Genomic DNA, 25718 nt, shown 5'->3' with positions numbered 1-25718 from the left:
CTCGTACATTTGCTTTATTTTATCACTTCAGTGTATGAATGCAAGAGGAATTCTCACTAAAGTTTGATAAAATCCATCGTTTCATAGCGTCCGGTTATGGCTGGGATACAGAAAAGGGAGCTGCCGCTCACGCGACAGCTCCCTTGCTGGTCTTTTTTCTTCAAATCATTCTATTGTCAAAATAAGGCAATGTAAACTTCTGGAGAAGTTCGAATGTGTCAAACTCAAGCAATGTTACATAGTAATAACGCAGTCATTTGCAAAAATCAACTATCTTCGTCGACTGCGGCTGCGGTTGCGCTCCGCGCGGACAGTGTGTGCGGCCTGATGCTCGCGAAGCTTCTCGTCCTCCATGTGCGTGCGGGCGCGCTGCTTCAGGCTACGTTGTGAAACATCGCTTCTCACGCGCGAGGTCTTCTGCTCCCGCAACGGAGCTTCATCCATCCCTATGCGGGCACGCTGCCGGGTGCTGAGTCGCGATGCATCATCGCGGCTGTACGACGCTTTCCGCTCGCGGCGTCGCTCGACGAGGGCGAGGAACTCTTCCTCGGACATCTCCATCTCCTGGAGGCGCTGTGCGCGCTTCTCCTGCATGCGGCGACTCAGCTTCCGGTCGTCATGGACGTTCTTCAGGCCGACCGCGGTGCCGGAGCCGAGGATGAAGAAGGCCATCACGCCGACGATGGTCAGGACACTGACCGAGGTGGCGACGGCGACCTTCGTACTGGTCGGGGTCTCATGCAGGATAACCTCGATGGTCGGCTCCTTCTGGATGAAGTAGCGGCCGACCGTCACGCCATCCGCGAGATACTCGATCTCCGCGATCGTATGCGTCGGGATCTCCGACGACGGAAGATTATAGTTCAGCTTATATGTGATGCCGTCCTGGCTCGCGCCCTTCGGCAGTGACAGCAGCACATTTCCCTCGACATGGATATCGGAGGCCTTACAGCTCTCGTCGACGATGGTGTCCGCGACGAAACGGTTCCGAAGCTCCTCTCGATTAAAGAGCGCGTCCGAAACCGGCTGGTTCTCCGTCTGGTTGAAGCCGAGATCCAGGAGCGCCTTCGTATCGACGTAGTGCGCCGGGTTTTTATCCTGCAGCACGACCGCCACCAGATGACGGCCATCCTGCTCGGCCATGGTAATCAGCGTATTGCCGGCAAGCTTTGTATAGCCGGTCTTGCCGGCGATGACACGGGCATCCGAATAGGCAGTGTCCTTGCGAAGCATCTTATGCTCCATATAGACGGTCAGACCGCCCGGATTTCGGATCGTCCCCGCCATCTTGTAGGACGCATGGGACTCGATCTCCAGGAAGTCCCTGTTCTTCATCGCTTCCGCACCGATCAGTGCCATATCATAGGCACTGGTGTAGTGGTCCTCGGCATAGAGGCCGGACGGATTTGCGAAGTGGCTGTCCTGGCAGCCGAGGCGTGTCGCCTCCGCATTCATCATGTCGACGAAGGCCTCGCGGGAACCCGCCACATGGCAGGCGAGTGCATTGCCGCACTCATTCGCAGATTTCAGCAGCAGTGCGTAGAGACAGTCCCGTACCGTCAGGACGTCGCCCTCTTCGATCTGGGCATTCGACGATCCGGCGTCGACATTGTACACGTCATCATGACTGAAGGTCACCTGCTCGTCGAGGTCACAGTGCTCCAGTACCACGAGCGCGGTCAGCACCTTCGTGATCGACGCCGGGGCCATCTTTTCGTGCATGTTCTTCTGAAACAGGACCGCCCCGGTGTCCGCGTCGAGGACGACGCCGGCGCCCGCGGTGAGCTCCGTATACGGGAAGTTCCACGCGGCGTACGCGTGCATCGCGAGGAGCGGCGTCCCCAGGGTACATATGAGAAGGGTCATGAGGACGGCAGCGCAGGTTCGGCGCCATCGCCCGTGATGATGATAAAACATTTTACAAGTTCCTATCTAAAAAATCATAAAAATTCATTCAGCACTCCGGTTCCGGCGAGGACGAAGCGTCCGCCGGCAATGATCGGGATCTCGGAGCCGTCGGCGCGGATCGCCGTGATGCGGTCGAGCTCGTCATACGGGATCGTGATGTCGGTGTGCACGGCGAAGTAAGCCTTCTCCGGCTCTGTCTTCCGGAGGATCGAGCAGCTGTTGTCCTTCGCGACGAGTTCCTTTCCATCCGGATTATAGAGCTGCATGTCCTCCATAAAGGAGTAGCAGGTGTCGCCGACCGCGAAGTGCGGACCGGTCTTCTCTGCGATCAGAATCGGCATCAGTGCACCGATACCGTAGCGCTGTGCCATCCGGTAGGCGCGGGTGTTCGTGCCGATCGCGAACTCGCCCATCGGCAGTCGCTCCTTCTCACCGAAGATCACCTTGCGCATGAGTGCCCGTCCCTGCTCCGGGTCCAGGAAATTCGCACAGCTGTAGTCCGCGACGCGACCATCCTCGAAGCGGATCCGAAGATCCCGGAACTGGAAGCCCTCGATAAACACAGAGCGGACGTTCAGCATACCGGAGGTGCCTTCGAGCTGCGGCGAAGTGAAGACCTCACCGAGCGGGATGTTCACATCCGACAGGCAGTTCTCGAAATTCGTCTCGCGGGCAGGATTCGCCAGCGGGTGGAGCTGTACGTACAGGTCGGTTGCATTGCCCTTCCCCTGGATATGAACGGTGCGCGCCTGGTCCAGGGCGGCGATCAGACACTCCTGCACGGGACGGTACGCCGCAGAGGACAGGGTGTTGACCGCCTCCGTCTCGCGGAAAATCGCCTCAAAATCCGGGCCGATCGTCGGAAGCGGCCAGGCGATGATCGTGAACGAGCGCTCTTCCTCGAGCACGAATTCATGCACGAGCAGCTGCACGCTGTTCTGGTAGTGGCCGTACACCTCAGACTGGTGCGTCGTGAAGCGAAGCCGTGCAGGCTCCTCCACCGGCTCGAAGGCAGGCGCGCCGAAGCTTTCCATCACGACCGGACCCGCGTAGCGGCCGATCTCGTCCCCATAGGAACGGAAAATCTGGCGCTGCTCCTCGAGCATGCGGGCGCAGATGCGGTCCCCCATCACGAGGGCGAGGTCGTAGCTGTGATCGAAATCCATCTGCGGATTCGGGCTCTCATAGAGCTGGCGGCTCCGGCCCGGAGTGCGCGTCAGGAAATGCTGCGGGCGCAGCGGGATTGTGAAATCGAAGCCATCCTCCGCGAAAAGTGCCGCGGTGCGTTTCACCACGCGCTCGAAGCCTGCCGGGTAGCTGAACTCGACGACTGACTTCTCCTCGTACGGCTTCCCCTGGATGCGGAAGCCATCCTTAAATCCCTGATACCAGGTCCGCGCCATGCGGTCAATGCGGTCGTCTGGCAGCTTCGCGATAAATTCCGCCGTCCGGAGGGCAGTGTCCGATACATAGTAGCCGAAGCGGCAGATGTCGGTCGGCTCCAGGAAATCGTGGTCAAGGAGAATCTGACGCGCGTAGGAACGCGCCGGGATGTACATCGCATCCATCTTCCGACGCAGGAAATCCTCGGAATAATCGTGGGCGTAGCTGTAAAGAACGTCGCGGAGCTGCTTCGGTTCCGGAATGCCGGCCATCCAATCGTCCGTTCGGGTCTGGTCACTCGTGGCCGAATTCCGACAAACGGCAGGGGTCACATCCGCCATGGCGGGCGACGGCGCTGCTGCAGGCTGCGGACAGGCTGACCTATACTCTTCCCACGCCGAGGTAAACATGCAGTAGACCTGCACGAAGGTCTCGAGCACACAGACGATGTCCTCGAGATCCTGCTGGTACGCCGACGGAATCAGCCCCTGCAGCTCCATGTACAGTGCCGACAGCTCGGCACCGACCGGCCCCAGCTTCGCCACGGCCACTCGCGGATTCAGGTAGGAATCCTCGTAGCGCTCCGCCGCTTCTCGGTACAGCGCCGCATTCCAGCGCTGAAGCTCTGGCAGTGGCAGCTCGCCCTCTGTGCGCGCTTTCATAAACGCATCCAGTAATAAAATAAATTCTGCGGCCGCCGTGAAGTATGCCTGGAAAGCGGCGTTCAGCGCATGCTCCTCCGGGATCTTACGGATCCGCTCAATCACATCATCATATCGTTCCATGGTGTTTCTTTCTTGGTAGTGGTAACGGGGCGTCATCGCTTCCCGGTAGTTTATGGGGTCTGACCCCATTACGATTTTCTTAAGGTGGTCGCCCTATCCTCGATGGGGGGGTCAGACCCCCTGGCTTCGCGGGAGGTCGTGGCGGGCCGCCGTCACTTCCCGGTAGTTTATGGGGTCTGACCCCATTACGTTTTTCTTAAGGTGGGTGCCCTATCCCCGATGGGGTCAGACCCCCTGGCTTCGCGGGAGGTTGTGGCGGACCGTCAGATCATCGTCTTCAGGCCGAGGGCGATGAAAATGATCCAGACCAGCAGTACGCAGGCGGCGATGATGCCACCGATGCGAACCGGGACGTAGTTTTTCTCACTGTCGTGGAGGGCCAGGATCAGGAAGTAGAGCGAGAAGATGGTCATCACGATGGAGCTGAAACCCAGCGCGCCCAGGAGCATCGGTCCCTGGCCCTGGAAGTGCACCGCCAGGGCCAGGGTCGCGAGCAGGAGCCCGAGCGCCAGCAGCATCGTCAGGATGCACGGCCAGGTACCACGCGCGATCTTCTTCTTTATATAATTATATCTTTTCTTTTTGGCCATAGTCAGGTTTCGTTCCTCCTCGGAAGTTTGTGGGGGTCTGACCCCATTACGATTTTTTTAAGGTGGTCGCTCTATCCCCCATGGGGTCAGACCCCCTGGCTTCGCGGGAGATCGTGACGGGCCGCCGTCGCTTCTCGGTAGTTTATGGGGTCTGACCCCATTATGAAATCCCAAAGGTGGTCGCTCTATCCTCGATGGGGTCAGACCCCCTGGCTTCGCGGGAGGTTGTGACGGGTTGCGGTTGCTTCCCGGGATACATCCAGGTCGGGAGCATTGTCCTCTTCCGCTACTGCTTCGGGTGTTTCAGGAAGTAGCGGCGGATGCGTTCGTGCTGGACGATATGGAAGGCGATGTAGCCGAGGGTGCCGCCGAGGGTGTTCAGGATGAGGTCGTCGACGTCGCAGCTTCCGGCGCGGAAAAACAGCTGAATCATCTCGATCGAGTAGCTGAGGAGATAGGTGCAGATCACCGCGTCGTACCAGTACTTCCGGCAGCGTGAGCTGATCACACCGAGAATGAAGCCAAACGGCATAAATCCGAGGATGTTCCCGTAAAGGTTTAGGAACACGCCTCGGAATCCGATTTGCGATGCACAAAAAAGATACCGTCTGATTTCCACAAACGGCTTCAGATTATAGGTATAGTTTTCCTTCACGCCGAGGCCCCGCTCCGCCATGTCCGCGAAGAACATGAGGTAGAACAGCGCGCCCAGGTAAAGGACGAAAAGAACCCAGCCCAGTCGCTGGTTTCTCGTGCTGTGCTTCGCCATCCGTTTAGAAGGTGATGTCGTTCTTCCGCTTCAGAAGCAGCGCACCATTCACGATCGACAGGATGCCGATGATGAGGCCGGACACCAGGATGATCACACCGAGCGCGATCGAACCCGCCCCCGTATTTCGCATCGTTTTATATACTTTTTCCATATTATCTCCGATCATACATTCCTATCTTTAAGAGATCTCCAGAGTCCCTCGCCCGACGCCCTGCGCCGCGCTTCCGAGCAGATTCGAACGCCGTTTCCCCATAGAAAGCGCCTTTTTATGCAAAATCTGCAGACCTCTGAACATCAACATCTTAGCATAATGGAAAAATGATGGCAAGTTTAGTATAATCGGGCTCAGATCTGTGCCGGGCAGGTGTACCCGGATGCCCACAGCCCGACATCGTACGAATACAGCTTTGCATAGCAGCGAATACAGGAGATGAATGATATGGAAGCAGAATTACTGAAAGAACTGGATGACGAAACCTGGGATGCGGTCAGCGCGTTAGTGTCTCTGTGCAATGCAGCCGACCACACCTCGTATGACACAGACCTGGACGGTGACTTCTACTATATCATCCGAAATGATGACCCGGAGGAGAGCGGTGTCGAGGAGGCACTGTTTGCCGTACTCTCCGGCTATCTTCTCGGCGAGACCATCGACGGGAAGCCGGTGCTGGAGATCGAGGCCTTCACCCACCCGAGGATGCGCCAGATCGGCATGTTCCGCATGTGCTACCAGAGCCTGCTCGACGACTTCCGCGGCTATCGCATCCGTTTCATGATCAAGCGCCCGATCGTCGCAGATGATGAACCGGTATACGATCGAATATCTTTTTCGGACGAGGATTATTCACAGGACGCTCGGGATGGAAGCAGCTCCTGCGAAGACCAGCATGAAGTGGGTGATTCCGATATGTCCGGCAGACCGCTACGGACCGCGATGCCGTTCGTCGCACCGGACAGCTACGAGACACTCCGTGCCCTTGGGGCGACACATCAGTACGATGAGCTGTTCATGGCGAAGACGCTCGCGCGCCCGATCTCCGATCCGGGCGACAGCCTCTCAAACAGCTATGGTGAAGTGCATCTCACGCCGTTCAGCGCCGACACACTCTACCTCTACGGCCTCCTCGTCTATGATACGTATCTCGGGAAGGGGCATGGCCGCGCCCTGATGGAAGCGGTCGAAGCCACGCCGGCCGACGGCCCATATAAGAAGGTACTTCTCCAGGTTGCCAGCAATAATGATATCGCGGTTCACCTCTACGAAAGCCTCGGCTATAAGGAGACGGAGCGCGTACTCTACTTTTTGAATAAAGAATAATCGCACGAAGACCCCGGCTAAAAAGCCGGGGTCTTCCTTTGATCATTATGAAATTCCAATCTGAAACTCGCTTACTTCACCTTCAGCTTGTCGAGTCCCCAGATGTCCTTCACGTACTCTTCGATGGTACGGTCGGAGGAGAACTTGCCGGCGTTTGCGGTGTTGAGGATCGCGGCTCTCGCCCACCATGCCTCGTCCTGGTACTTCGCGACGGCACGCTCCTGTGCGTCGTGATAGGACTCGAGGTCCTTCAGGATGAAGTAACGGTCTGCGACGTCGGACTCCTGGGTGTTCAGAAGTGAGTTGTAGAGCGGACGGAACAGCTCCGGGTTCTCCGGGCTATAGTAGCCGTTCACGAGCTGCATCAGCACGCGACGGATCTTCTGGTTGTTGTTGAAGATCTCCATCGGTACATACTGATGGTTGTGCTCGAGCTCGATAACCTCCTCTGCGGACATACCGAAGATGAAGGCATGCTCATCGCCGACTTCCTTTACGATCTCGACGTTCGCACCATCCATGGTTCCGAGGGTCAGGGCACCGTTCAGCATGAGCTTCATGTTGGAGGTTCCGGACGCTTCCTTGGACGCGGTCGAAATCTGCTCGGAGATATCCGCGGCCGGGATGATGATCTCGGCGTTCGATACACGGTAATCCTCGATGAAGACCACCTTGATCTTACCGTTGATGGACTCGTCGTTATTGATGACGTTCGCCACGCTGTTGATCAGCTTGATGGTCAGCTTCGCGGTCTTATAGCCCGCTGCTGCCTTCGCACCGAAGATGTATACATGCGGATAGAAGTTCATATCCGGATGATCCTTCAGCTCGTTGTACATGTACATCACGTGCAGGATGTTCATCAGCTGACGCTTGTACTCGTGCAGTCTCTTGACCATGACGTCGAAGATCGCATCCGTCGATACCTGGATGCCGTTATGCTCGAGGATGTACTTCGCGAGGCGCTCCTTGTTGTGACGCTTGATCGCCATGAACTCGGCCTGGCACTTCTCATCATCCGCATAGACCTCAAGCTTCTTGATCTTCGAAAGGTCTGTGATCCAGCCATCGCCGATCTTGTTGCTTACCCAGGCTGCAAGCTCCGGGTTCGCATGTACCATCCATCTACGCGGGGTGATACCGTTCGTCTTGTTGGAGAACATCTCCGGGAACATCTCATAGAAGTCCTTCAGGGTCTCCTTCTTCAGAATCTCGGTATGAAGCTGTGCGACACCGTTCACGGCGTGGCTGCCCACGATCGCGAGGTGCGCCATCTTCACCTGACCGTCATAGATGATCGCCATCTTCGAGATCTTATACTCTGCGTTGTTCGGATACTTCGCACGGATCTCCTCACAGAAGCGACGGTTGATCTCCTCGACGATCTGATAGATACGCGGAAGCAGCTTCGAGAAGAGCTCAATCGGCCACTTCTCGAGGGCCTCGGCCATGATGGTGTGGTTCGTATATGCACAGGTCTTCTTCGTGATCTCCCATGCCTCATCCCACTCGAGGCCATAGTCGTCCATGAGCACACGCATGAGCTCCGCAACCGCTACGGTCGGGTGCGTATCATTCAGCTGGAACGCGACCTTCTCGTACAGATGGTGAATGTCTCCATCATGCTTCTCATAGTACTCCTTGACGGCGGTCTGTACAGAAGCGGAGATGAAGAAGTACTGCTGACGCAGACGAAGCTCCTTACCTGCGAGGTGGTTATCGTTCGGATAGAGGACCTCGACGATGTTGCGCGCCATGTTCTCGTTCTCTACGGCTGCCTGGTAGTTACCCTTATCGAACTCCTCGAGGCGGAAGGTCTCCTTCGCCTCGGCATCCCATACACGGAGAGAATCGACGACATGATTACCATAGCCGACCACCGGCGTATCGTACGGAATCGCGATGACGGACTGATAGCCCTTCTGAACGAACTTCAGCTTGCCGTTTTCGTTACGTGTCTCCACCCAGCCGCCGAACTTGACTTCCTTCTGAAGCTCCGCACGACGAAGCTCGAACGGGTTACCGTCTCTCAGCCAGTCGTCCGGCACCTCACGCTGGTAGCCATCCTCGATCTTCTGCTTGAACATACCATACTTGTAGCGGATACCGCAGCCACATGCCCAGTAGTTGAGCGTTGCGAGGGAATCCAGGAAGCAGGCAGCAAGACGACCGAGGCCACCGTTTCCGAGTGCCCAGTCCGGCTCAGCCTCCTCGAGTGCATTGAGATCCAGTCCCAGCTCCTCGATCGCCTCCTTCAGCTCTTCATGACAGGTCAGATTCAGGATGTTGTTGCCGAGTGCACGGCCCATCAGGAACTCCATGGAGAGGTAGTACACGCGCTTCGCGTCCTGCTTCTCTGCAGCCTTCTGGGTCTTCATCCAGTCGTCGATGATGACGTCCTCGACAGCATACGCCACTGCGTGAAATGCTTCCTTCGTATTCAGATCTACGAGAGATCTACGGTAGAGCTTACGCGCATTGGTCTCTACAGCCTTCTTAAATGCAACCTTGTCAAACTTTTCCACCATATATTAATCCTTTCATTACCAGGGCTTCGCCGAAGCAAAGCCCCGAATTGCTCTTCCCCTTTGCAGGTCGCTGATTTTACAGCTTCTCAACCGCAAGCTTTACCTGCTTACCGTTGATATCCCACTCCTTTTCATAGCCCTTCATGATGTCATATACGATGCTGTCGGCCATTACGATTCGCTTGATTTCGTCTTCATTCTTCTGCATAAGTGCAGCGACTTCTGCATTGTCCTTCACGTAAACCGTGATGTGGTCCATAACCTCGAAGCCGGCTTCCTTACGCATGGTCTGAAGCTTACTGATGATCTCACGGACGAAGCCCTCTTCCTCGAGTTCCGGCGTCAGGTTCGTGTCGAGCACGACGGTGAGGCTCATGTCCTCCTCGGTCACGAAGCCGCCCTTCTGTGCGACGTCGATGAGGAGATCGTCCTTCGTGAGGCTGACCTCGGTGTCACCGTCCACGGTGAACTTCAGTACGCCGTTCTGGTCGAGCTCGTCCATCGCTGCAGAGCCATCCATCTCGGTGAGATGTGTACGAATCGCGTTTAAGTGCTTGCCATACTTCGGACCGACGGTCTTCAGCTGTGGCTTAAATGTATAGGAAGTGAATGCGCGAAGGTCATCCTGGAAGGTCACCTTCTTGACATTCAGCTCGTCTTCGACGATGTCGACGAAGAAAGGATCGAGTACGTGCTCTGCCTTTACATACATGTCACCGATCGGCTGACGATTCTTTACAGCTGCGGTGTTTCTCGCTGCACGACCGAGCAGTACCATGTGCAGCACCTCATCCATGTTCTCCTCGAGGGCCGTGTCGATCATCGACGCGTCCGCCTCCGGGAAGCTGCAGAGATGAACGGATTTCTTCGCAGACGGATCCACGCTGCATACCAGGTTACGGTAGATGGACTCGGTGATGAACGGAACCATCGGTGCCGCTACCTTCGAGAACGTTACCAGTGCGGTATAGAGCGTCATGTAAGCATTGATCTTATCCTGCTCCATGCCCTTCGCCCAGAAGCGCTCTCTCGAACGACGAACATACCAGTTCGACATGTCATCGACGAAATCCTGCATCGCGTTCGCCGCCTCCGGGATACGGAAGTTCGTGAGGTCGTCATCGACTTCACGGATCACGGTGTTCAGCTTGCTGAGCAGCCAGCGATCCATGACACCGAGGGACGCGTAGTCGAGGCTGTACTTCGTCGGGTCGAAGTCGTCAATGTTGGCGTACAGAACGAAGAATGCATAGGTGTTCCAGAGCGTCGACAGGAACTTACGCTGTCCCTCGACGACGGCCTTATCATGGAAGCGGTTTGGCAGCCATGGTGCAGAGTTCGTGTAGAAGAACCAGCGGATGGCGTCGGCACCGTGCTTCTGGAGCGCATCCATCGGGTCGACTGCATTGCCCTTCGACTTACTCATCTTCTGTCCGTTCTCGTCCTGAACATGGCCCAGTACGAGGACGTTCTGGTACGGTGCCTTATTAAAGAGGATCGTACTCTCGGCGAGGAGGGAATAGAACCATCCACGGGTCTGATCCACGGCCTCACAGATAAACTGTGCCGGGAACTGGGACTCGAAGAGCTCCTTATTCTCGAACGGATAGTGATGCTGTGCATATGGCATCGCGCCGGAATCGAACCAGCAGTCGATCACCTCCGGTACACGGTGCATCTCGCCGCCGCAATCCGGACAGCGCAGGGTGATCTGGTCTACATACGGCTTGTGGAGTTCGATGTGCTCGTAGCCCACATAGTCGGAGCTGTAGCCGCCCTTGCCCTCAGCCTTCAGCTGTGCGAGGAGTTCGTCGTAGTTCGTGGAACGCTCGCGGAGCTCCTGGATGGAGCCGATGGCCTCCTGCTTACCGCAGCACGGGCAGGTCCAGATGTTGAGCGGGGTGCCCCAGTAGCGGTTACGTGAAAGACCCCAGTCCTGTACATTCTCGATCCATGCACCGAAACGGCCGGTACCGATCGTCGCCGGGAACCAGTTGACGGTGTTGTTGTTGCGAACGAGGTCGTCCTTTACGGCACTCATCTTGATGAACCAGGACTCTCTCGCATAGTAAATAAGCGGCGTATCACATCTCCAGCAGTGCGGATAGGAGTGGGTGAACTTCGGCGCATCGAAGAGCAGCTTACGTGCGGACAGATCCTTCAGTACCTCTGGATCCGCGCTGATCGCACCCGCGGCCATCTCCTTCTCGGTCGGCTTGCAGCGCATGCCGGCGAACGGCGTCTCCTCGGTCATCACACCCTTCTCATCGACGAACTTGATGAGCGGGAAGCCATTCTCACGGCCGACACGGGCATCATCCTCACCGAATGCAGGGGCAATGTGTACGATTCCAGTACCATCGTCTGCCGTTACGTAGCCGTCTGCGATCACGAAGTGTGCGCGCTTATGCTGCTTCGCAGCCGCCTCCGCTGCACATGCATAGAGTGGCTCGTAGTCGATCCCGACGAGGTCCGTACCCTTATAGGTCTCGAGGATCTCGTAGGCCGGCATGCCGTCCTTCGCGAGCGGACCGAGTACCTTATCCAGCAGTGAGCAGGCCATCACGTAGGTGTAGCCGTCGGCAGCCTTTACCTTCGCGTAGTCCAGATCCGGATTTACACAGAGGCCGGTGTTCGATGGAAGGGTCCATGGGGTGGTCGTCCATGCGAGGAAGTAGAAATCCTGATCCTTCGCCTTGAAGCGGACGATCGCTGAACGCTCGGTCAGCTCCTTATAGCCCTGTGCTACCTCGTGGCTGGAGAGCGGGGTTCCGCAGCGCGGACAGTACGGTACGACCTTGAAGCCCTCGTACAGGAGCTTCTTCTTGAAGATCTCCTTCAGTGCCCACCACTCGGACTCGATATAGTCGTCATGGTAGGTAACGTACGGGTGCTCCATGTCTGCCCAGAAGCCGACCTTGTAGGAGAAGTCCTCCCACATGCCCTTATACTTCCAGACGTTTTCCTTACAGTGATCGATAAAAGGCGCGATACCGTAGTTCTCGATCTGATCCTTACCGTTGATGCCGATCTGCTTCTCGACCTCGAGCTCGACCGGAAGACCGTGGGTATCCCAGCCAGCCTTACGTGGTACCATCGCACCCTTCATCGCGTGGAATCTCGGAATCATGTCCTTGAACGCGCGCGTCTCGACATGGCCGATATGCGGCTTACCATTCGCCGTAGGCGGACCATCGTAGAAAACGTAGGATGGATCACCCTCGTGCTCCTTGATGGACTCTTCGAAGATATGATTCTGTCTCCAGAACTCCTCGACCTCGCCCTCGCGCTCTACAAAGTTCATGTTTGTATCAACTTTTCTAAACATAAGCGCCTTTTCTCCTTCAAAATATATATAAGTATAAACCGGTGTGGACCGGTTGCAGACCTCTAACCCGAAAAATAGGCAGAATGCGGCCTTTATAGCCTTCTCATTATAAAGTAGGGGGATGATAAAATCAAGGAAATAACGTGTAAAGGCGCGGTGCAGGCATACGAAAAGAAGCTGTGCCAAGTGGCACAGCTTCCAAAAGTTTTGTCTCGATTTTATCTGGATTTCGGTAAGCTTTCAGATTACCAGTCCTGGGCGTTTCCGTCAGAGATCTGTCCGTCCGGGCCCGGTACGTTGATCATGGTGTAGTCGATGACCGGTGCGATCTGGTTCGTGTATGCGCCTGCCGGTACGGATGGTCCGAACATCGCGCCTGCGGTCTGGGTGAGATCCGGCTCGCCGATCGCACTTGCAGCGTTTGTGTAGGCTGCGTTTGCGGCTGCAGCGGCCGCCTTCGATGCGGCGACCTTATCGCTTACGGTGGTTCCGTTCGCTGCTGCGGCGCCTGCGCCCTTGATCTTGATGACATTGGTTACGATCTGGTTTGCTGTGAGGGAAGAGGTGCTGCCGGCCTTCTGTGTGCCCTTCGCTGCGTTTCTTGCGACGGACTTCGCGTTAAATGCGCTCCGCACCTGCTTCGTGGAGGTGACGGTATCTACCAGGCTCTGGTATGCTGTATTTGCGGTGCCTGTACCGGCCGCGAGTGCGGTGCCTGCGAGTACAGATGCACTCATCAGAACAGCGGTGGTGGTTGCGACTACTTTCTTCGTGAAGTTTCTCATATTCATTCTCCATTTCCCTGCAGGTCCCGCAGGATACTCGAGGTGCCGGGCACCCGACGATCATATCACTCTCTGAAAGGCTTCAGATGAAGCTGCGGTGTTTTCAAACCGCTTCAGCCTCGCCATCGGTAAACCGATTCAGCTGATAATCCTACTATACCACAGCGGATTATGAAGAACAGCGCTTAAATTCTTGTTATTTGCTTAAGATTTGCTGGAGAATTCCAATTGCAGGCACTGTAAGCGCTTTAACTCGCGATCATGCCTACAAGAAAAGAATTCAGGCGGCAAGAATTCCTCGTCGCCTCATATTTCTTCAATTTCTGACGAATTCTTAACGTTTTCGTCAAAATCTGTAAGCGAATCGCAATCGAATCCCGCGGATTTCTGCACCCTCGGCATGCTATAGTATATTTATTCATACATTATAGTACGTGTGTTGTACCGGTATGCGCACGAGACATGCATCAGCTGCGTTTTTTATCCTCTTTCATGGGGCGCGGGCCAATGCTGAGATCCTGCGGCCATCCGGTCATCTATATCTACGAGGGGGAAGGTGTTATGCGTAAGTTCGAGCTATTCAGAAGAGTTACGAAAGGGAGGGCGATGTCCATACTGGCCGCGGGTGCCACGGCGCTGCTCAGCGCGGTACTTCTGTCCACGCCTGCGCTTGCGGGCGAGTGGAGGGCGAACTCGACGGGGTTCTGGTACATAAATGATGATGGGAGCTATCCTACCTACGCGTGGCAGTGGATCGACGGAGACGGCGATGGGGTCTACCAGTGCTTCGCCTTCGACGAGAACGGGTATCTCATGCTGAATCAGACGACGCCGGACGGCTACCTCGTCGGGGAGGCGGGTGCCTGGTTCGACGGAGTGACGCCCGTGACCCGGACGTATCCGGTCGGCACCTATGTCGCGCCGACGCCGATCGAGGGGCTCCGGAAGTATGGCTACGCTTCGGACGGTACGCGTCTCGTGACGAGTCGCACGGGTTCGAAGTCGTCGTCAAAGAACAACAGCAGCTCAAGCAGTAAGAACGATAAGACGTCGTCCACGAACAAGACGACTTCGTCCAGCTCGAAGAACAACAGCAGTGTTCTCAATAAGCCGAACGCCGGCAACACTGCGAGTGTGTCGAAGAAGGATCTCGTGACGAATAAGATCACCGTCGGTAAGACGGACGCAAACGGCGATGGCACCACTACCGGCACAGGTACCAGCGCCAATGCTTCAACCACCGAGCGGGTGGATCCGAGCACGACCGCACCATCCACCAGCGGCTTCGGTCCATCCGTCCCGAAGAAGAACACGAGCTCCTCGAGCGCGAGCGGCCCGCAGACCGTGATCACAAACAGCGACGGCCCGAACCGCGGTGGCAGCGTCACCACTGAAAACCGATAAAACGATCGAAACGGCAGAGGGAAGCCCTCTGCCGTTTTCAGTTCAGCCAGGGGACCCGGCTTGATTTTACACGGTCTCTACGTATGGCCTCCGTTGCCGCCCCCTCCGGGTTCCCCCTGCCTAAGCTGTTATACCTGTCTACGTGCGTCGAGTTCGCCGGCGATGGATGCCTGGATCTCGTCGATCTCCCGCAGCTCTTCTGCGGAGAAGCTGGTGTTCTCGATGGCACCGAGGTTCTCGAGGATCTGCTGCGGCTTCGATGCGCCGATCAGCACCGAGGTGATCTCCGGATCGCGGAGGTCCCAGGCGAGGGCCATCTGCGGAAGCGTCTGGCCACGGCGCTTCGCGATCTCATCGAGACGACGGATGCCCTCCATCTTCTCCGGCTTGAGGTCGTCTGCGTGGAGGAAACGACCGTCCTTCGCGATGCGGGAATCGGACGGGATGCCCTTCAGGTACTTCTCGGACAGCATGCCCTGTGCGAGCGGTGAGAAGCAGATGACGCCCATGCCGTCCTCGCGGGCGAAGTCCTTGAGCCCGTTCTTCTCGATGGTGCGGTCCAGAATCGAGTAGCGATTCTGGTTGATGATGAGCGGCAGGTGGATCTCCCGGGCCAGCTTCCGCGCCTCGGCTGCGTGCGGCCCGTCGTAATTTGAGATGCCGACGTACAGCGCCTTCCCGGAGCGTACGATCTGATCGAGCGCCATGATGGTCTCCTCGAGCGGGGTCTCCGGGTCCATCCGATGATGATAGAAGATATCCACATAATCGAGCTGCATGCGCTTCAGCGACTGATCGAGTGATGCCATCAGATACTTACGGGAGCCCCAGTCACCGTAAGGGCCGTCCCACATGGTAAAACCTGCCTTCGAGGAGATGATCATCTCATCACGGTACGGACGAAGATCTGCGCTCATGATTTTTCCGAAGTTCTCCTCTGCCGCACCCGGCTCCGGGCCGTAGTTGTTCGCCAGATCGAAGTGGGTGATGCCGTGGTCAAATGCCGTAAACAGCATCGACTTCATCACGTCCATGTCGGCCTCCGTGCCGAAGTTATGCCAGAGACCCAGGGAAACCTTCGGAAGCTTCAGTCCCGACTTTCCACAACGCCGGTAGAGCTTCTCCTCCTCGCTGTAACGGCCTGCTGCGGCCACATATTTCTCGCTCATATCTTCTTCCTCCTCTTAGAAATCAAAAACCTTTACAGTTCCCGCCGGCTCATCTCAAGTGCCGATGCGATCACCTTATCCATGTCATAGTACTTGTACTCACCGAGACGACCACCGAAGATCACGCGCGTCTCGGTGTCTGCCAGCTTCTTATACGCCTGATAGAGCGCGCCGTTTTTCTCATCATTGACCGGATAGTACGGCTCATCGCCCGGCTTCCACTCGCTCGAGAATTCGCGGGAGATCACGGTCTTCGGAAGGTCCCGGCCCTCCGCGTCCTTGCCGAACTCGAACCACTTGTGCTCGATGATCCGGGTCCATGGCGTCTCGCGATCGGTGTAGTTGACAGCCGCATTGCCCTGGAAATTCGGCTGGTCGAGCAGCTCCGTCTCGAAGCGCACCGAACGGTACTCGAGCGTGCCGAGCTGGTAGCCGAAGTACGCGTCGATCGCACCGGTATAGACCACCTTCTCCGCAAGCGCGTCATACTTCGCCTTCTCCGCGAGGTAATCCACGCCGAGCTCCACCTCGATGCCGTCCAGCATGTTCGCCACCATCTGCGTATAGCCCCCGACCGGAATGCCCTGGTAGAGTGCATTGAAATAGTTGTTGTCGAAGGTGAGACGCACCGGCAGGCGCTTAATGATGAAGGACGGGAGCTCCGTGCACGGACGGCCCCACTGCTTCTCGGTATAACCCTTGATGAGCTTCTCGTAAATATCCACACCGATCAGCGAAATCGCCTGCTCCTCGAGGTTCTGCGGCTCAAACGGCGCATCCGCCGCGAGCCCGCGCTCCGCCTGCTTCCGCGCGATGTAGTCCCGCTTCTGCTCATCGATCTTCGCCGCGGCCTCCTCCGGCGTCACCACACCCCACATACGATTGAAGGTGTACATGTTGAATGGCAGCGAATACAGCTCGCCGTGGTAGTTCGCCACCGGCGAGTTCGTGAAGCGGTTGAAGGTCGCGAACTGCTGCACGTAGTTCCAGACCTCCGTGTCGTTCGTGTGGAAGATGTGCGCGCCATACTTATGCACATGGATGCCCTCCACATCCTCCGTGTAGACATTGCCGGCGATGTTCGGACGCCTATCGATCACCATCACCGACTTCCCCGCCTTCCGCGCCTCCTGCGCAAACACCGCGCCGTACAGACCGGCACCCACTACCAGATAATCATATTTCGCCATTCCGCTCTCCTTCCGATGGTTTCATTCACTTTTTATCTATAACATCCCGCTCGGGGGACGCGCCAGGAAGCATCCCTTCACGCGGTCCGCCCGCTCCGGCATCCGTCTAGCGTTTTCACAGAAGCTGCTGCCGGCCAGGTCTCAGCACGTCACCTTCAGCAGCTCGCTCTGTCCACGGATCTCGAGGCCAATGCTGTCAGCCGGCACGAAGATGCAGTCGCCTTTCCGGAACGAAAGCTCCACATCCTCGCCGCTGAGCGTTCCGCTGCCATCCACACAGAGCAGCACCTCGAAGGACGCCGGGCCCGTCGAAAACACGACGGATTTTAACATCGTATCCAGGTGGATCCGCTCCGTCCGGAAGTACTTGCACTGCTCGAGGAGCTCCACGCTGTAGCCGTCGTGTTCCTCACGCTCGCGCTGCAGCTGCTCCGGCAGCGGTTTCCGCCGGAGATCCACGACGTCCAGCGCCTTCGCGATGTGCAGCTCCCGTGGTTTTCCGTCCTTCCCGAGCCGATGATAGTCATACATCCGGTAGGTGAGGTTCGAGCTCTCCTGGATCTCCACGATCATCGCACCCGCGCCGATGGCATGCACCGTGCCGGACTCGATCAGAAAGACATCGCCGCGATGGATTTCCACCTTCTGGAGATACTGCTCCACCGTGTCGTCCTCGAGTAAAGCCGCCAGCATCGCCCTCGTGAGGTCCTGGCGGAAGCCATAGACGAGGCTCGCCCCCGGCGCCGCTTCAAGCACATACCACATCTCGGTTTTCCCAAGCTGCCCGTGCTCATGCGTCCGCGCGTACTCGTCACTCGGATGCACCTGCACTGACAGATCCCGCGCCGCATCGATAAACTTGATCAGCACCGGCAGGCCGCCCTCGCCGTCCGTCTTCGGATGCGTCCCGATGAACTCTGGATGCGCACGAAGCACATCCACGAGCTTCTCCCCCGCAAATACACCACTCGCCACGCGCGACGGCCCATCCGGATGCGTCGAGCACTCCCAGGTCTCCGCCAGCGGCGTCACATCTATATGTTTATTATACTCCTCGCGCAGCCGCGTACCGCCCCAGATATAATCCTTGGCCGCCGGCGACAGGAGGAAAGGTCTGTTTTTCACTTGCATACTACAAAAAATGAGAGCCATGCTGTACGCACGGCTCTAATAAACAGTTATCAATTTCACGTGTGGGATTATAGTAACACATCTAGGGTAATTGTCAATCTTCGGGTGATGCGGATGGCCTCGATGACGTTCATAAAATCAACGGCACACCGGCAACTCACAAGGTCATCCGACTCCCCGATCATCACTTTTTCTTTACCATGCAACGTTTCCGGAAGAATGAAATCCCATAGCAGAGAATCTGGTCGTAGTCGTCCTCGTACTCCGCAGCATACATCCGATCATCGATCTGCTGTAATGCCATATCGCACTCTCTTTCCATATTTTCCAGGGTCTTCGTGTACTTCGCTTCAAAGATGGCGACGCGTGCATTCACCGGATCATAGACGACCACATCGCTGCGGCCTTCTCCATGCTCCTTATTCGAATCCACCATGTATCCTGCACCTGTGAAGATGCCCGCCAGGAACGCATGGTAGAAATCCTCCCGATAGTCATGGTAGCTGATGGTGCGCCGGAGCAGGGCATTCATCTCTTTCGTTATGCCCTCACTGTCACCACGCCAGACGGCATCAAACAGCGCAGTTCGATTCCACTTCTTCGTGCTGTCATCAAACCAGCGGATGACGGTCGTCTCGAAGATCTCCCGGATCTCTGCATTCGGAATCATCAGCGCAACCATGCCATCTGGAACTTCACCCTTATAATCCGCTTCACGTGCCCGCGTCAGGTAACCTGTCAGGTAGAGTGTGCTCCAGAGGTTATCTTCTGAAGCGTGCAGGTAGTCGTACGTCAGGTTTTCATCCACTCGCTGAACGATGCAGCCACCAGCCATTAAGATTTCAAGCTTGTTTGTGATCGTACTCCCTGCATAGTCGATAAAGGAACGGATGATCGCATTGTCACTGGTGTTCTTCCAGTAGCTGATCGGCTTCGCCTTCGGATCGCGCTGCAGCTCCAGCATGTAATTCATCACATCCCACGGACAGTAGACATCGAAGTCTCCGAAATGATAGCCATCATACCATCTCCGGATGCTGTCCGCCTGTTCCGTCACACCCGCATCCTTCAGCAGCTGGTCCACTTCACTCTGCACGAAGCCGAAATACTCATTCAGACGAGAGTTCGTAATCGTATCGGACACAAAATTATTGGTGCCCGTAAAGATGCTTTCTTTCGCAATCTTCAGGCAGCCTGTCACCACTGCAAATTGAAGCGCCTGATTGTCCTTCAGAGCCTGCAGTAAGCCCTTCATGACATCCAGCATTTCCGCATAGTATCCGTTACTGTTTGCCTTGGCCACCGGAACATCATACTCATCGATCAGGAGGATCACAGGTTTACCATAGTGCTGCTGCATCATCCTGGTAAGCAGCAGCAGACTTCCTTTCGTGTCTTTCAAGGAAGCCTGTCCCCATTCCAGCTGCTTCGCGATCTCCTTATCACTGGTACCGATTCTGTCGCTGTCCAGCAGATAGCGATGCTTTTTATACAGTTCCGAGATGACCCAGGTGAGCATATCGTATGCCCCGGTGAAATCAAGACCATCCACCTGCCGAAACGAAACAAAAATCGTCGGATACTGATTCATCCACGCATCGCACAGCGCCTGATCCCTCGCAATCTCCAGCCCCTCAAACAGCGCTCTACTGTCCTTACGGATGTCGAAAAAGTTTTCCAGCATACTCATGCCCAGCGTCTTACCGAAGCGCCGAGGACGCGTGATCAGTGTCACTTTCGTCCCGGTTCTACTGAGCAGTTCTCCGATCAGCCCTGATTTATCGATGTAGTAATACCCGTTTTTACGAATTTCTTCAAAATTCGAAACCCCAACAGGAATATTCAGTATCCTCATCGCTGTCGCTCCTTTCACGTAGCCATGCACGGAGTATCCGTCTCCATGCCATCCGCATGCAGAATTCATAGAGATGATCACTATCAAAATCAAAAGCCCTTATGATTACTTCGCACAATTGATTCACTGTGTTGTCACCGTAAACTCTTACTAACGCTCAAAGAAAATCCCGTATCTCTTTCGCAAGACTAAATGGGATAATATCTCCCTGTCCGGTTTGTGTATAAGCTATTTCTTCATGCATATAATCAATGATGGCCTTTGACTTATAATCCTTGAATTTTTCAACCACCGCATCCAGAATTTTTTTATCCGCCTTCGTGAGAATCGAGTAATCCATATCTAAAGTCGGATAAATATGAAGCATATAGTCGTAATCGCCACAAGCTTCTTCTTTAACATTTAAGCGTTCCAGGTTCATCAAAGCATAGTGTCCTATAGGCAATGCCCCCATCGTTTCATGCCGATATACCATTCCTGACATTGCCAGACCGCTCGATTTAAAGGATAATGAATCCGCATACCACAGCATTTTCATGAGTTTTACTTTATATAGATGAGATACTTTTTCGGCAATATAAGATATCATCGCTTCAAGTTTATCTATATTAAGTAATGCAAATCCATTTGAATCACATTTGGTGTCAAACGAAGCATATTCTGCTTCGAAGGCCTGTCTAGACAGAAATTCCTTTCCATAGGTATCTAACTTTTCAACTATTTTGCTTCGAATTTCTAATCTTTTCATAGCAGAAAACTTATCTGCATTTTTCTTTAAAAACTCTAATGCAGCAAGTGGATTATCTTTTATCAACCGAAGCATCGTGTCATAAGCTTCATCCTGTATAGCTTTGCTTTCGTATCGGGAAATGGTTGCTTCCCCCCATCCAAGTAATCGCGCCAGGTCCACTTGCGAAAGTCCATAGTTTTCTCGTATTGCTACAATTTCATCAGAAGTAAGTAAACCATGTTTAACTCTATAGCCATTTCTGGCATTCAGCAAATTTTCATTTGCCATTGAACCAGTCACAAATTCATTTTCAGCTTCATCTGCATTTACGCAGTATAAAAATCTTTCTTCATACGACACTTTATCGCCTTTGATGGTAATCGTCGCTATTCTTCTTCTTTCTTCAACCTCATGTGTTCTATCGCATAATGGACAAACCATATGAATCTTCCTAATAAGTGTACTGCCCTCCATCGTTCCTCCTCCTTTTCATTTCCATCTATGCATAAGGGAAATTCATCTTATCTTTAGCATAATGGAATGACACGCATAGAATGCATCGCCCTTGATTATCACTTTCCTTAATCTTCAACTTCACATATACAAGCTTTCTGTTAATATCCTTTCCAAAAACGAATAGCAACGGAGGATCCAAATTATCCTTATCAATTTTTGTTTCTGAATATTCCGATATAGTCAACTCTTTTAGCCGTGCAATAACATCCTCTAAATCATACTCCAAATCCACAAGCGTATATGGTGTTGAGTGTTCCTCATCATGCGGTTTCTTCTTCTGAATTAAAATCAGATTTTGATCCACATTAAAATCGTCTTTTTCCAAAATCCCTTTTAAACGCTCAAGGAAATCTCCGACCTCAGATTCCTTAGATATCATACTTAGAAAAATGTCATCACCTCCAAACGCATTAACTATCAATTGATAGTTTACCATTTATTTGATTGTAAATCAATGTATGTTGCAAATTTTCAGAGCATTTCAGGACCTGAATCACAGTACATTCTCCGCCTTACTCATCCGTCCTGTCCATCCCATCATGCGAGCCCAATCCTTCGCATCTTCTTTACTTTCAAACGCACTCACTTCGCTCTCTTCTTTTCCCTTTACTACCTTTAGCAGCTCACAGTACCCGCGTATCCCGCCTACATCATCCATCACCGGCAGTCCATCCGCTGCCACGCAGATCGGCCGCTCCGTCTCCAGCACCTGGTCTTTCAGTTCGCCCTCCACTTCCTCGACCACGGTGATCTTCACCGTCCAGTCATCGCCGTAATCATATCGATAAATCAGCGTATCCGAGAGCGGCAGAACCGGCAGATCCGTTTTCTGTATGAGTCCCCACCGTGCCTTATCATCTTTTCTACCCAGACAATCATCTAACTCTTTTAGATTTGCATCAAAGTTCTTCGCCGTGGATATCACAAGCTCTATCAGCTCTTCGCTGTCCGCCAGCTCCAGTCCGATCAGCTGCCCGACCGGGATTCGCTCCAGCAGTTCATCCATACCGGCGGCAAAATACATCTTCATCGCATCCATGGAGACGTCTTCGATCTTATGACTCGTAGCCCCCTTCTTCCCCTTCCGATACTCATCGAAGCTCGGTCCGACCTTCACCGTCCTGTTCTCCTGCAGAAAGAATCTCGCCGCCAGCTGTGCTGCCAGATAGTGCTCGCTGTTTCCACCATAGTAGTACGGTCCGGTATATTTCGACCTTAGCCACGACTTCACGCTATAGCCCTCTTCATAATCATCGTCCCAGTAAAGATCATCGAAGTCTTCACTCGGAAAACGAAAATACAGCCCACAGAATGGCACCCAGGATATAAACTTTCCTCCAAACAAGTTCCCGAGAAGCTCATCTTCATATGTAAAATGATGCAAATGGCTGTTCTGCCAGCCGAACGCCTTCTGGATCGCATAGTGCAGATTATGAAGCGGCATCTCTGCCGGCACCAGAATATCCCGGCTGATCCTCTCTCGAACCTTCCCGTATTTTCTCAACACCTCACGCTGCGCTTCCTCCAGCTCGTACATCAGCTCCAGGTGCAACTTCAGCACCTTCCCATCCCTCATCTCTTCCATAACCCGTATCCTTTCCTTTTCCTCTCTCTGTACGCCTCGGCCCACCTGGTTTTCCGCAGCTATCACCTGTCGTGCCAGACAGTTCTTCACCCGAATCGCGTTCTTCGTCTTCTCTTCCCGGTTGTATACCCGTTCTCCATACGGCATATACGTGGACAATGTTGCCGCCGATACACCGAGCGCGTCCGCAATCTCATCACGGCCGTACCCCTTCTCTCGCAGCAGAAGTGCCCTCTCCGTAATGTCTGACTCGAGCGCTCCCATCGTAATCAGAATCTTCCTGACCTTCGTCCTGGAAAGCTGCATCGCCTTCGCCGTATCCCGAAGAGACTCATGGCAGGCATGATAGGCATCTACCACCGACCGAAAAAACAACTCATCCTTTTCTGTCATAGCTCCCTCCCAATTCATCTCATTTACTTTCGACATACAGAGTATAGTCTGTACACATTACTGTGTAAATGATTTCATTTAAATTCGACACGCATATTGAAAATAAAAAAAGAGAGCCACAGAGTGACTCCCACAGTCTACATAAATCACGGCCGAAGCCCTTTTACAAGCATCCGGAATTCCTGCTCCGTATCCACGAAGTGATATGGTGCATATTCCCCATAGGCCGTTGGTCTGCTGATCGTTACCAGCTGTACCCCCTGATACCCAACCACCTGATTCAGTTCCCTCTTTAATTCTACCAGATGCTTTCCATGCGTTGTTTTCAGCGCAAAGCAACCATGCGCATCACGATCTTTTGCCACCAGATAGCACATTACTCAGCACCCCCTAAAATCATGCTCATTCCGAATCAATCCAATTATCAGCACACCAAATTTCCGTCGCAGAGTTTATAAACTTTTTAGAATTTGTTTATTCTTTCTTACCGTGGCCTGGCCCCTCCTGCCCCTCTTTAATACCGGTTTTCGAAGAAGCAGTCCGCAATATATTCCGGAGACTCTGCCCAGAGACCGTTTTCCGTATTTTGCAGTGTCTTATAGGTATCGGAATGATAAAACTGTCCCAATGCCTCTATGAAATCAATCTTCCTAGCTTCTTTAATAATATCAACGACTGCCCGGATCTGAATGAACACGTTCATCGTGATATCTTTCCCATTAAAGGTATATATCTCACTCATACCGATCCCTCCCAACAAATCTCAAATATTCCAGTGCTTTTTGTGTGTGAAATGATACCTGATTATTTACCTTATTGTATCGAAGTCTGTTTACAGCTTCCTCCGCATGTCTTCCCGGGGCCTGGCCCCAATGTTCAAGATAATTCCCGCGCTGATTATGCCGGTGACAAAGACAGCTTTACGCCATCTGCCATAAGAATCTTCATATATTTTATTCATTGCTGCCTTATATGACGGCATCTGTCTTACCACCTTCCTCTCCCCTGCATTGTCCACGATTTCATTCACAGATTAGAAGTGTTATAACAAATATTCCTGAAAATTCCTAGCGTTCCGAACAATTTTTCCCGCAGTCTTCGCGACATCTGACGACATTTCTCAGAACCGGAACAGCATATGGGTAAAAAGTTCCCTATGACACAAAAGAGATCCCCGAAAACACATCTGTCTCCGGGAATCTCCGCATTATATCCGTCTGCACGACGGTATTGTTTTTCTGTTGATCTGTCTTTCGCTCCGGTGCTTCTGCGATAATCCTACCAGGTTCTGGAATTCAGCGCTCTGAACTGGGCAACGGTCGGTACATGGGAGTTCAGACCGCCATCAACGTTGATGATCTGGCCTGTCACATAATAGCTCTCATCCGATGCAAGATATACGCAAAGATGTCCGATATCCTCCGGGCAGCCATAACGGTCTACCATAATATTGCTCAGGAAGATATCCTTTAATGCCTGCGGAACATGCGCCTCGTTCTGCGGAGTAACGATCAGACCCGGACGAACACAGTTGCAGCGGATTTTCTGTTTTCCGTACTGAGTTGCGACAGCCTGAGTCAGCATATTAACGCCTGCCTTTGCGCACGCATACGCGGTAGATCCGAGGTCGCCGGCGCAGGAAGCCATGGAACCGATATTGATAATGGAACCTCCATCCGGATTCTTCTGCAGATACGGAAGAGCAACTTTCGTTGTATAGAATGTACCGCGCATATCGCTCTGGAAGATCGCATCCCACATTTCCAGTGTCAGTTCATCAACACGTCCGTCCTTTAATCCAACGTTTGCCGCATTGTTTACCAGGATATCGATTTTTCCGTACTTTTCTTCCGTATCAGCAAACAGCTTGTCAATGCTGTCCATCTGCGTCATATCCATAAAGTGATAATAAGCTTCTCCGCCTGCTGCTGCGATCTCATCCACAACGGCCTGTCCTTTTTCCGCTCTTCTGCCGCAGATCACAACTTTCGCTCCCTCTGCCGCATACAGCTTCGCAATTCCCACACCAATACCACTTGTTGAGCCTGTAACGATCGCAACTTTGCCTTTTAATCTGTCCATTTTTCTTCCTTGTATGATGATTCCAGAAGCTAAATCAACATTTTCCTTTCTTTTTGATTCTGTGGTTCAATACATTCAGATACTGTGGGACTTTTTATTATCCCCTGTAGCTCTGACTACTTCATAGGAGTGTATTGCCGCTACCTTTATCTGAATTGTTTATCAGCTGGATGTGCCGGAGAACTTCTCCTGAGTACTAATTTCAATCAAGTCTACGATGATAATCGCTGGTGGATGCCACAGTATCAGGGAACCGAAAGGAGGGT

The 25718-nt window shown here is 53.8% G+C and carries 20 protein-coding genes; 2 read left to right on the top strand and 18 right to left on the bottom strand.

What is annotated here, in order from left to right; translation table 11 throughout:
• Window positions 1-270 precede the first annotated feature (270 nt).
• The 5 genes from ACK8P7_RS07685 to ACK8P7_RS07665 all read right to left on the bottom strand — a co-directional run bounded on the left by ACK8P7_RS07685 (window position 271) and on the right by ACK8P7_RS07665 (window position 5589).
• The gene (locus ACK8P7_RS07685; RefSeq protein ID WP_410043633.1) at window positions 271-1866 is read right to left on the bottom strand and encodes a serine hydrolase; all 1596 of its coding nucleotides are present in this window, start codon (window positions 1864-1866) and stop codon (window positions 271-273) included.
• 74 nt (window positions 1867-1940) lie between these two features.
• Window positions 1941-4076, bottom strand: a complete 2136-nt coding sequence (locus ACK8P7_RS07680; RefSeq protein ID WP_410043632.1) for an aminopeptidase — start codon at window positions 4074-4076, stop codon at window positions 1941-1943.
• Window positions 4077-4339: 263 nt separating this feature from the next.
• The gene (locus ACK8P7_RS07675) at window positions 4340-4666 is read right to left on the bottom strand and encodes a hypothetical protein (RefSeq protein ID WP_410043631.1); all 327 of its coding nucleotides are present in this window, start codon (window positions 4664-4666) and stop codon (window positions 4340-4342) included.
• A 286-nt stretch (window positions 4667-4952) separates the two neighbouring features.
• Window positions 4953-5435: a VanZ family protein gene (locus ACK8P7_RS07670; protein ID WP_410043630.1), complete on the bottom strand. Its 483-nt coding sequence runs from the start codon at window positions 5433-5435 to the stop codon at window positions 4953-4955.
• Window positions 5436-5439: 4 nt separating this feature from the next.
• Window positions 5440-5589 (bottom strand): hypothetical protein, encoded by a 150-nt coding sequence (locus ACK8P7_RS07665; protein ID WP_410043629.1) that lies wholly within the window; start codon window positions 5587-5589, stop codon window positions 5440-5442.
• Between the two features lie 288 nt (window positions 5590-5877).
• On the opposite strand from ACK8P7_RS07665, the gene ACK8P7_RS07660 reads away from it, so the two are divergent.
• Window positions 5878-6756, top strand: a complete 879-nt coding sequence (locus tag ACK8P7_RS07660) for a GNAT family N-acetyltransferase (protein WP_410043628.1) — start codon at window positions 5878-5880, stop codon at window positions 6754-6756.
• Between the two features lie 71 nt (window positions 6757-6827).
• Here ACK8P7_RS07660 and ACK8P7_RS07655 read toward each other — a convergent pair whose 3' ends face one another.
• The 3 genes from ACK8P7_RS07655 to ACK8P7_RS07645 form a co-directional block, all read right to left on the bottom strand.
• Window positions 6828-9284, bottom strand: coding sequence for a glycogen/starch/alpha-glucan phosphorylase (locus tag ACK8P7_RS07655; protein WP_410043627.1), 2457 nt, complete (start codon window positions 9282-9284; stop codon window positions 6828-6830).
• Window positions 9285-9360: 76 nt separating this feature from the next.
• The gene (ileS, locus tag ACK8P7_RS07650) at window positions 9361-12612 is read right to left on the bottom strand and encodes an isoleucine--tRNA ligase (RefSeq protein ID WP_410043626.1); all 3252 of its coding nucleotides are present in this window, start codon (window positions 12610-12612) and stop codon (window positions 9361-9363) included.
• 245 nt (window positions 12613-12857) lie between these two features.
• Window positions 12858-13403, bottom strand: coding sequence for a hypothetical protein (locus tag ACK8P7_RS07645; RefSeq protein WP_410043625.1), 546 nt, complete (start codon window positions 13401-13403; stop codon window positions 12858-12860).
• Between the two features lie 600 nt (window positions 13404-14003).
• Between ACK8P7_RS07645 and ACK8P7_RS07640 the strand changes: the two genes are divergently transcribed.
• Window positions 14004-14801, top strand: a complete 798-nt coding sequence (locus ACK8P7_RS07640) for a hypothetical protein (RefSeq protein WP_410043624.1) — start codon at window positions 14004-14006, stop codon at window positions 14799-14801.
• A gap of 128 nt (window positions 14802-14929) precedes the next feature.
• Here the strand turns inward: ACK8P7_RS07640 and ACK8P7_RS07635 are convergent, their stop codons facing one another.
• From ACK8P7_RS07635 to ACK8P7_RS07590, 10 genes are all read right to left on the bottom strand, one after another.
• Window positions 14930-15970, bottom strand: a complete 1041-nt coding sequence (locus ACK8P7_RS07635) for an aldo/keto reductase (protein ID WP_410043623.1) — start codon at window positions 15968-15970, stop codon at window positions 14930-14932.
• A 32-nt stretch (window positions 15971-16002) separates the two neighbouring features.
• The gene (glf, locus tag ACK8P7_RS07630) at window positions 16003-17160 is read right to left on the bottom strand and encodes a UDP-galactopyranose mutase (protein ID WP_410043622.1); all 1158 of its coding nucleotides are present in this window, start codon (window positions 17158-17160) and stop codon (window positions 16003-16005) included.
• Window positions 17161-17301: 141 nt separating this feature from the next.
• Window positions 17302-18291, bottom strand: a complete 990-nt coding sequence (locus tag ACK8P7_RS07625; RefSeq protein ID WP_410043621.1) for a type I phosphomannose isomerase catalytic subunit — start codon at window positions 18289-18291, stop codon at window positions 17302-17304.
• 184 nt (window positions 18292-18475) lie between these two features.
• Window positions 18476-20146: an AAA family ATPase gene (locus tag ACK8P7_RS07620; protein WP_410043620.1), complete on the bottom strand. Its 1671-nt coding sequence runs from the start codon at window positions 20144-20146 to the stop codon at window positions 18476-18478.
• Between the two features lie 157 nt (window positions 20147-20303).
• On the bottom strand, window positions 20304-21350 hold the full coding sequence (locus ACK8P7_RS07615; RefSeq protein WP_410043619.1) for a type II TA system antitoxin MqsA family protein: 1047 nt from the start codon (window positions 21348-21350) through the stop codon (window positions 20304-20306).
• Between the two features lie 25 nt (window positions 21351-21375).
• Window positions 21376-21771: a hypothetical protein gene (locus ACK8P7_RS07610; protein WP_410043618.1), complete on the bottom strand. Its 396-nt coding sequence runs from the start codon at window positions 21769-21771 to the stop codon at window positions 21376-21378.
• A gap of 114 nt (window positions 21772-21885) precedes the next feature.
• A complete protein-coding gene (locus tag ACK8P7_RS07605; RefSeq protein WP_410043617.1) occupies window positions 21886-23370 on the bottom strand; it encodes an IS1096 element passenger TnpR family protein in 1485 nt (494 codons plus the stop codon).
• Between the two features lie 146 nt (window positions 23371-23516).
• Entirely contained in the window at window positions 23517-23747 is a 231-nt protein-coding gene (locus ACK8P7_RS07600) for a DUF6718 family protein (protein WP_410043616.1), read from the bottom strand.
• 137 nt (window positions 23748-23884) lie between these two features.
• A complete protein-coding gene (locus tag ACK8P7_RS07595; protein WP_410043615.1) occupies window positions 23885-24112 on the bottom strand; it encodes a hypothetical protein in 228 nt (75 codons plus the stop codon).
• 536 nt (window positions 24113-24648) lie between these two features.
• On the bottom strand, window positions 24649-25452 hold the full coding sequence (locus ACK8P7_RS07590; RefSeq protein ID WP_410043614.1) for an SDR family NAD(P)-dependent oxidoreductase: 804 nt from the start codon (window positions 25450-25452) through the stop codon (window positions 24649-24651).
• Window positions 25453-25718: the final 266 nt, after the last annotated feature.

Source organism: Oribacterium sp. P9 (assembly GCF_046365365.1).
In the GTDB taxonomy this organism is placed as follows: domain Bacteria; phylum Bacillota; class Clostridia; order Lachnospirales; family Lachnospiraceae; genus Oribacterium.
The sequence above is the reverse complement of the archived record's forward strand: the minus strand, read 5'-3'. Positions and strand labels throughout refer to the sequence as shown.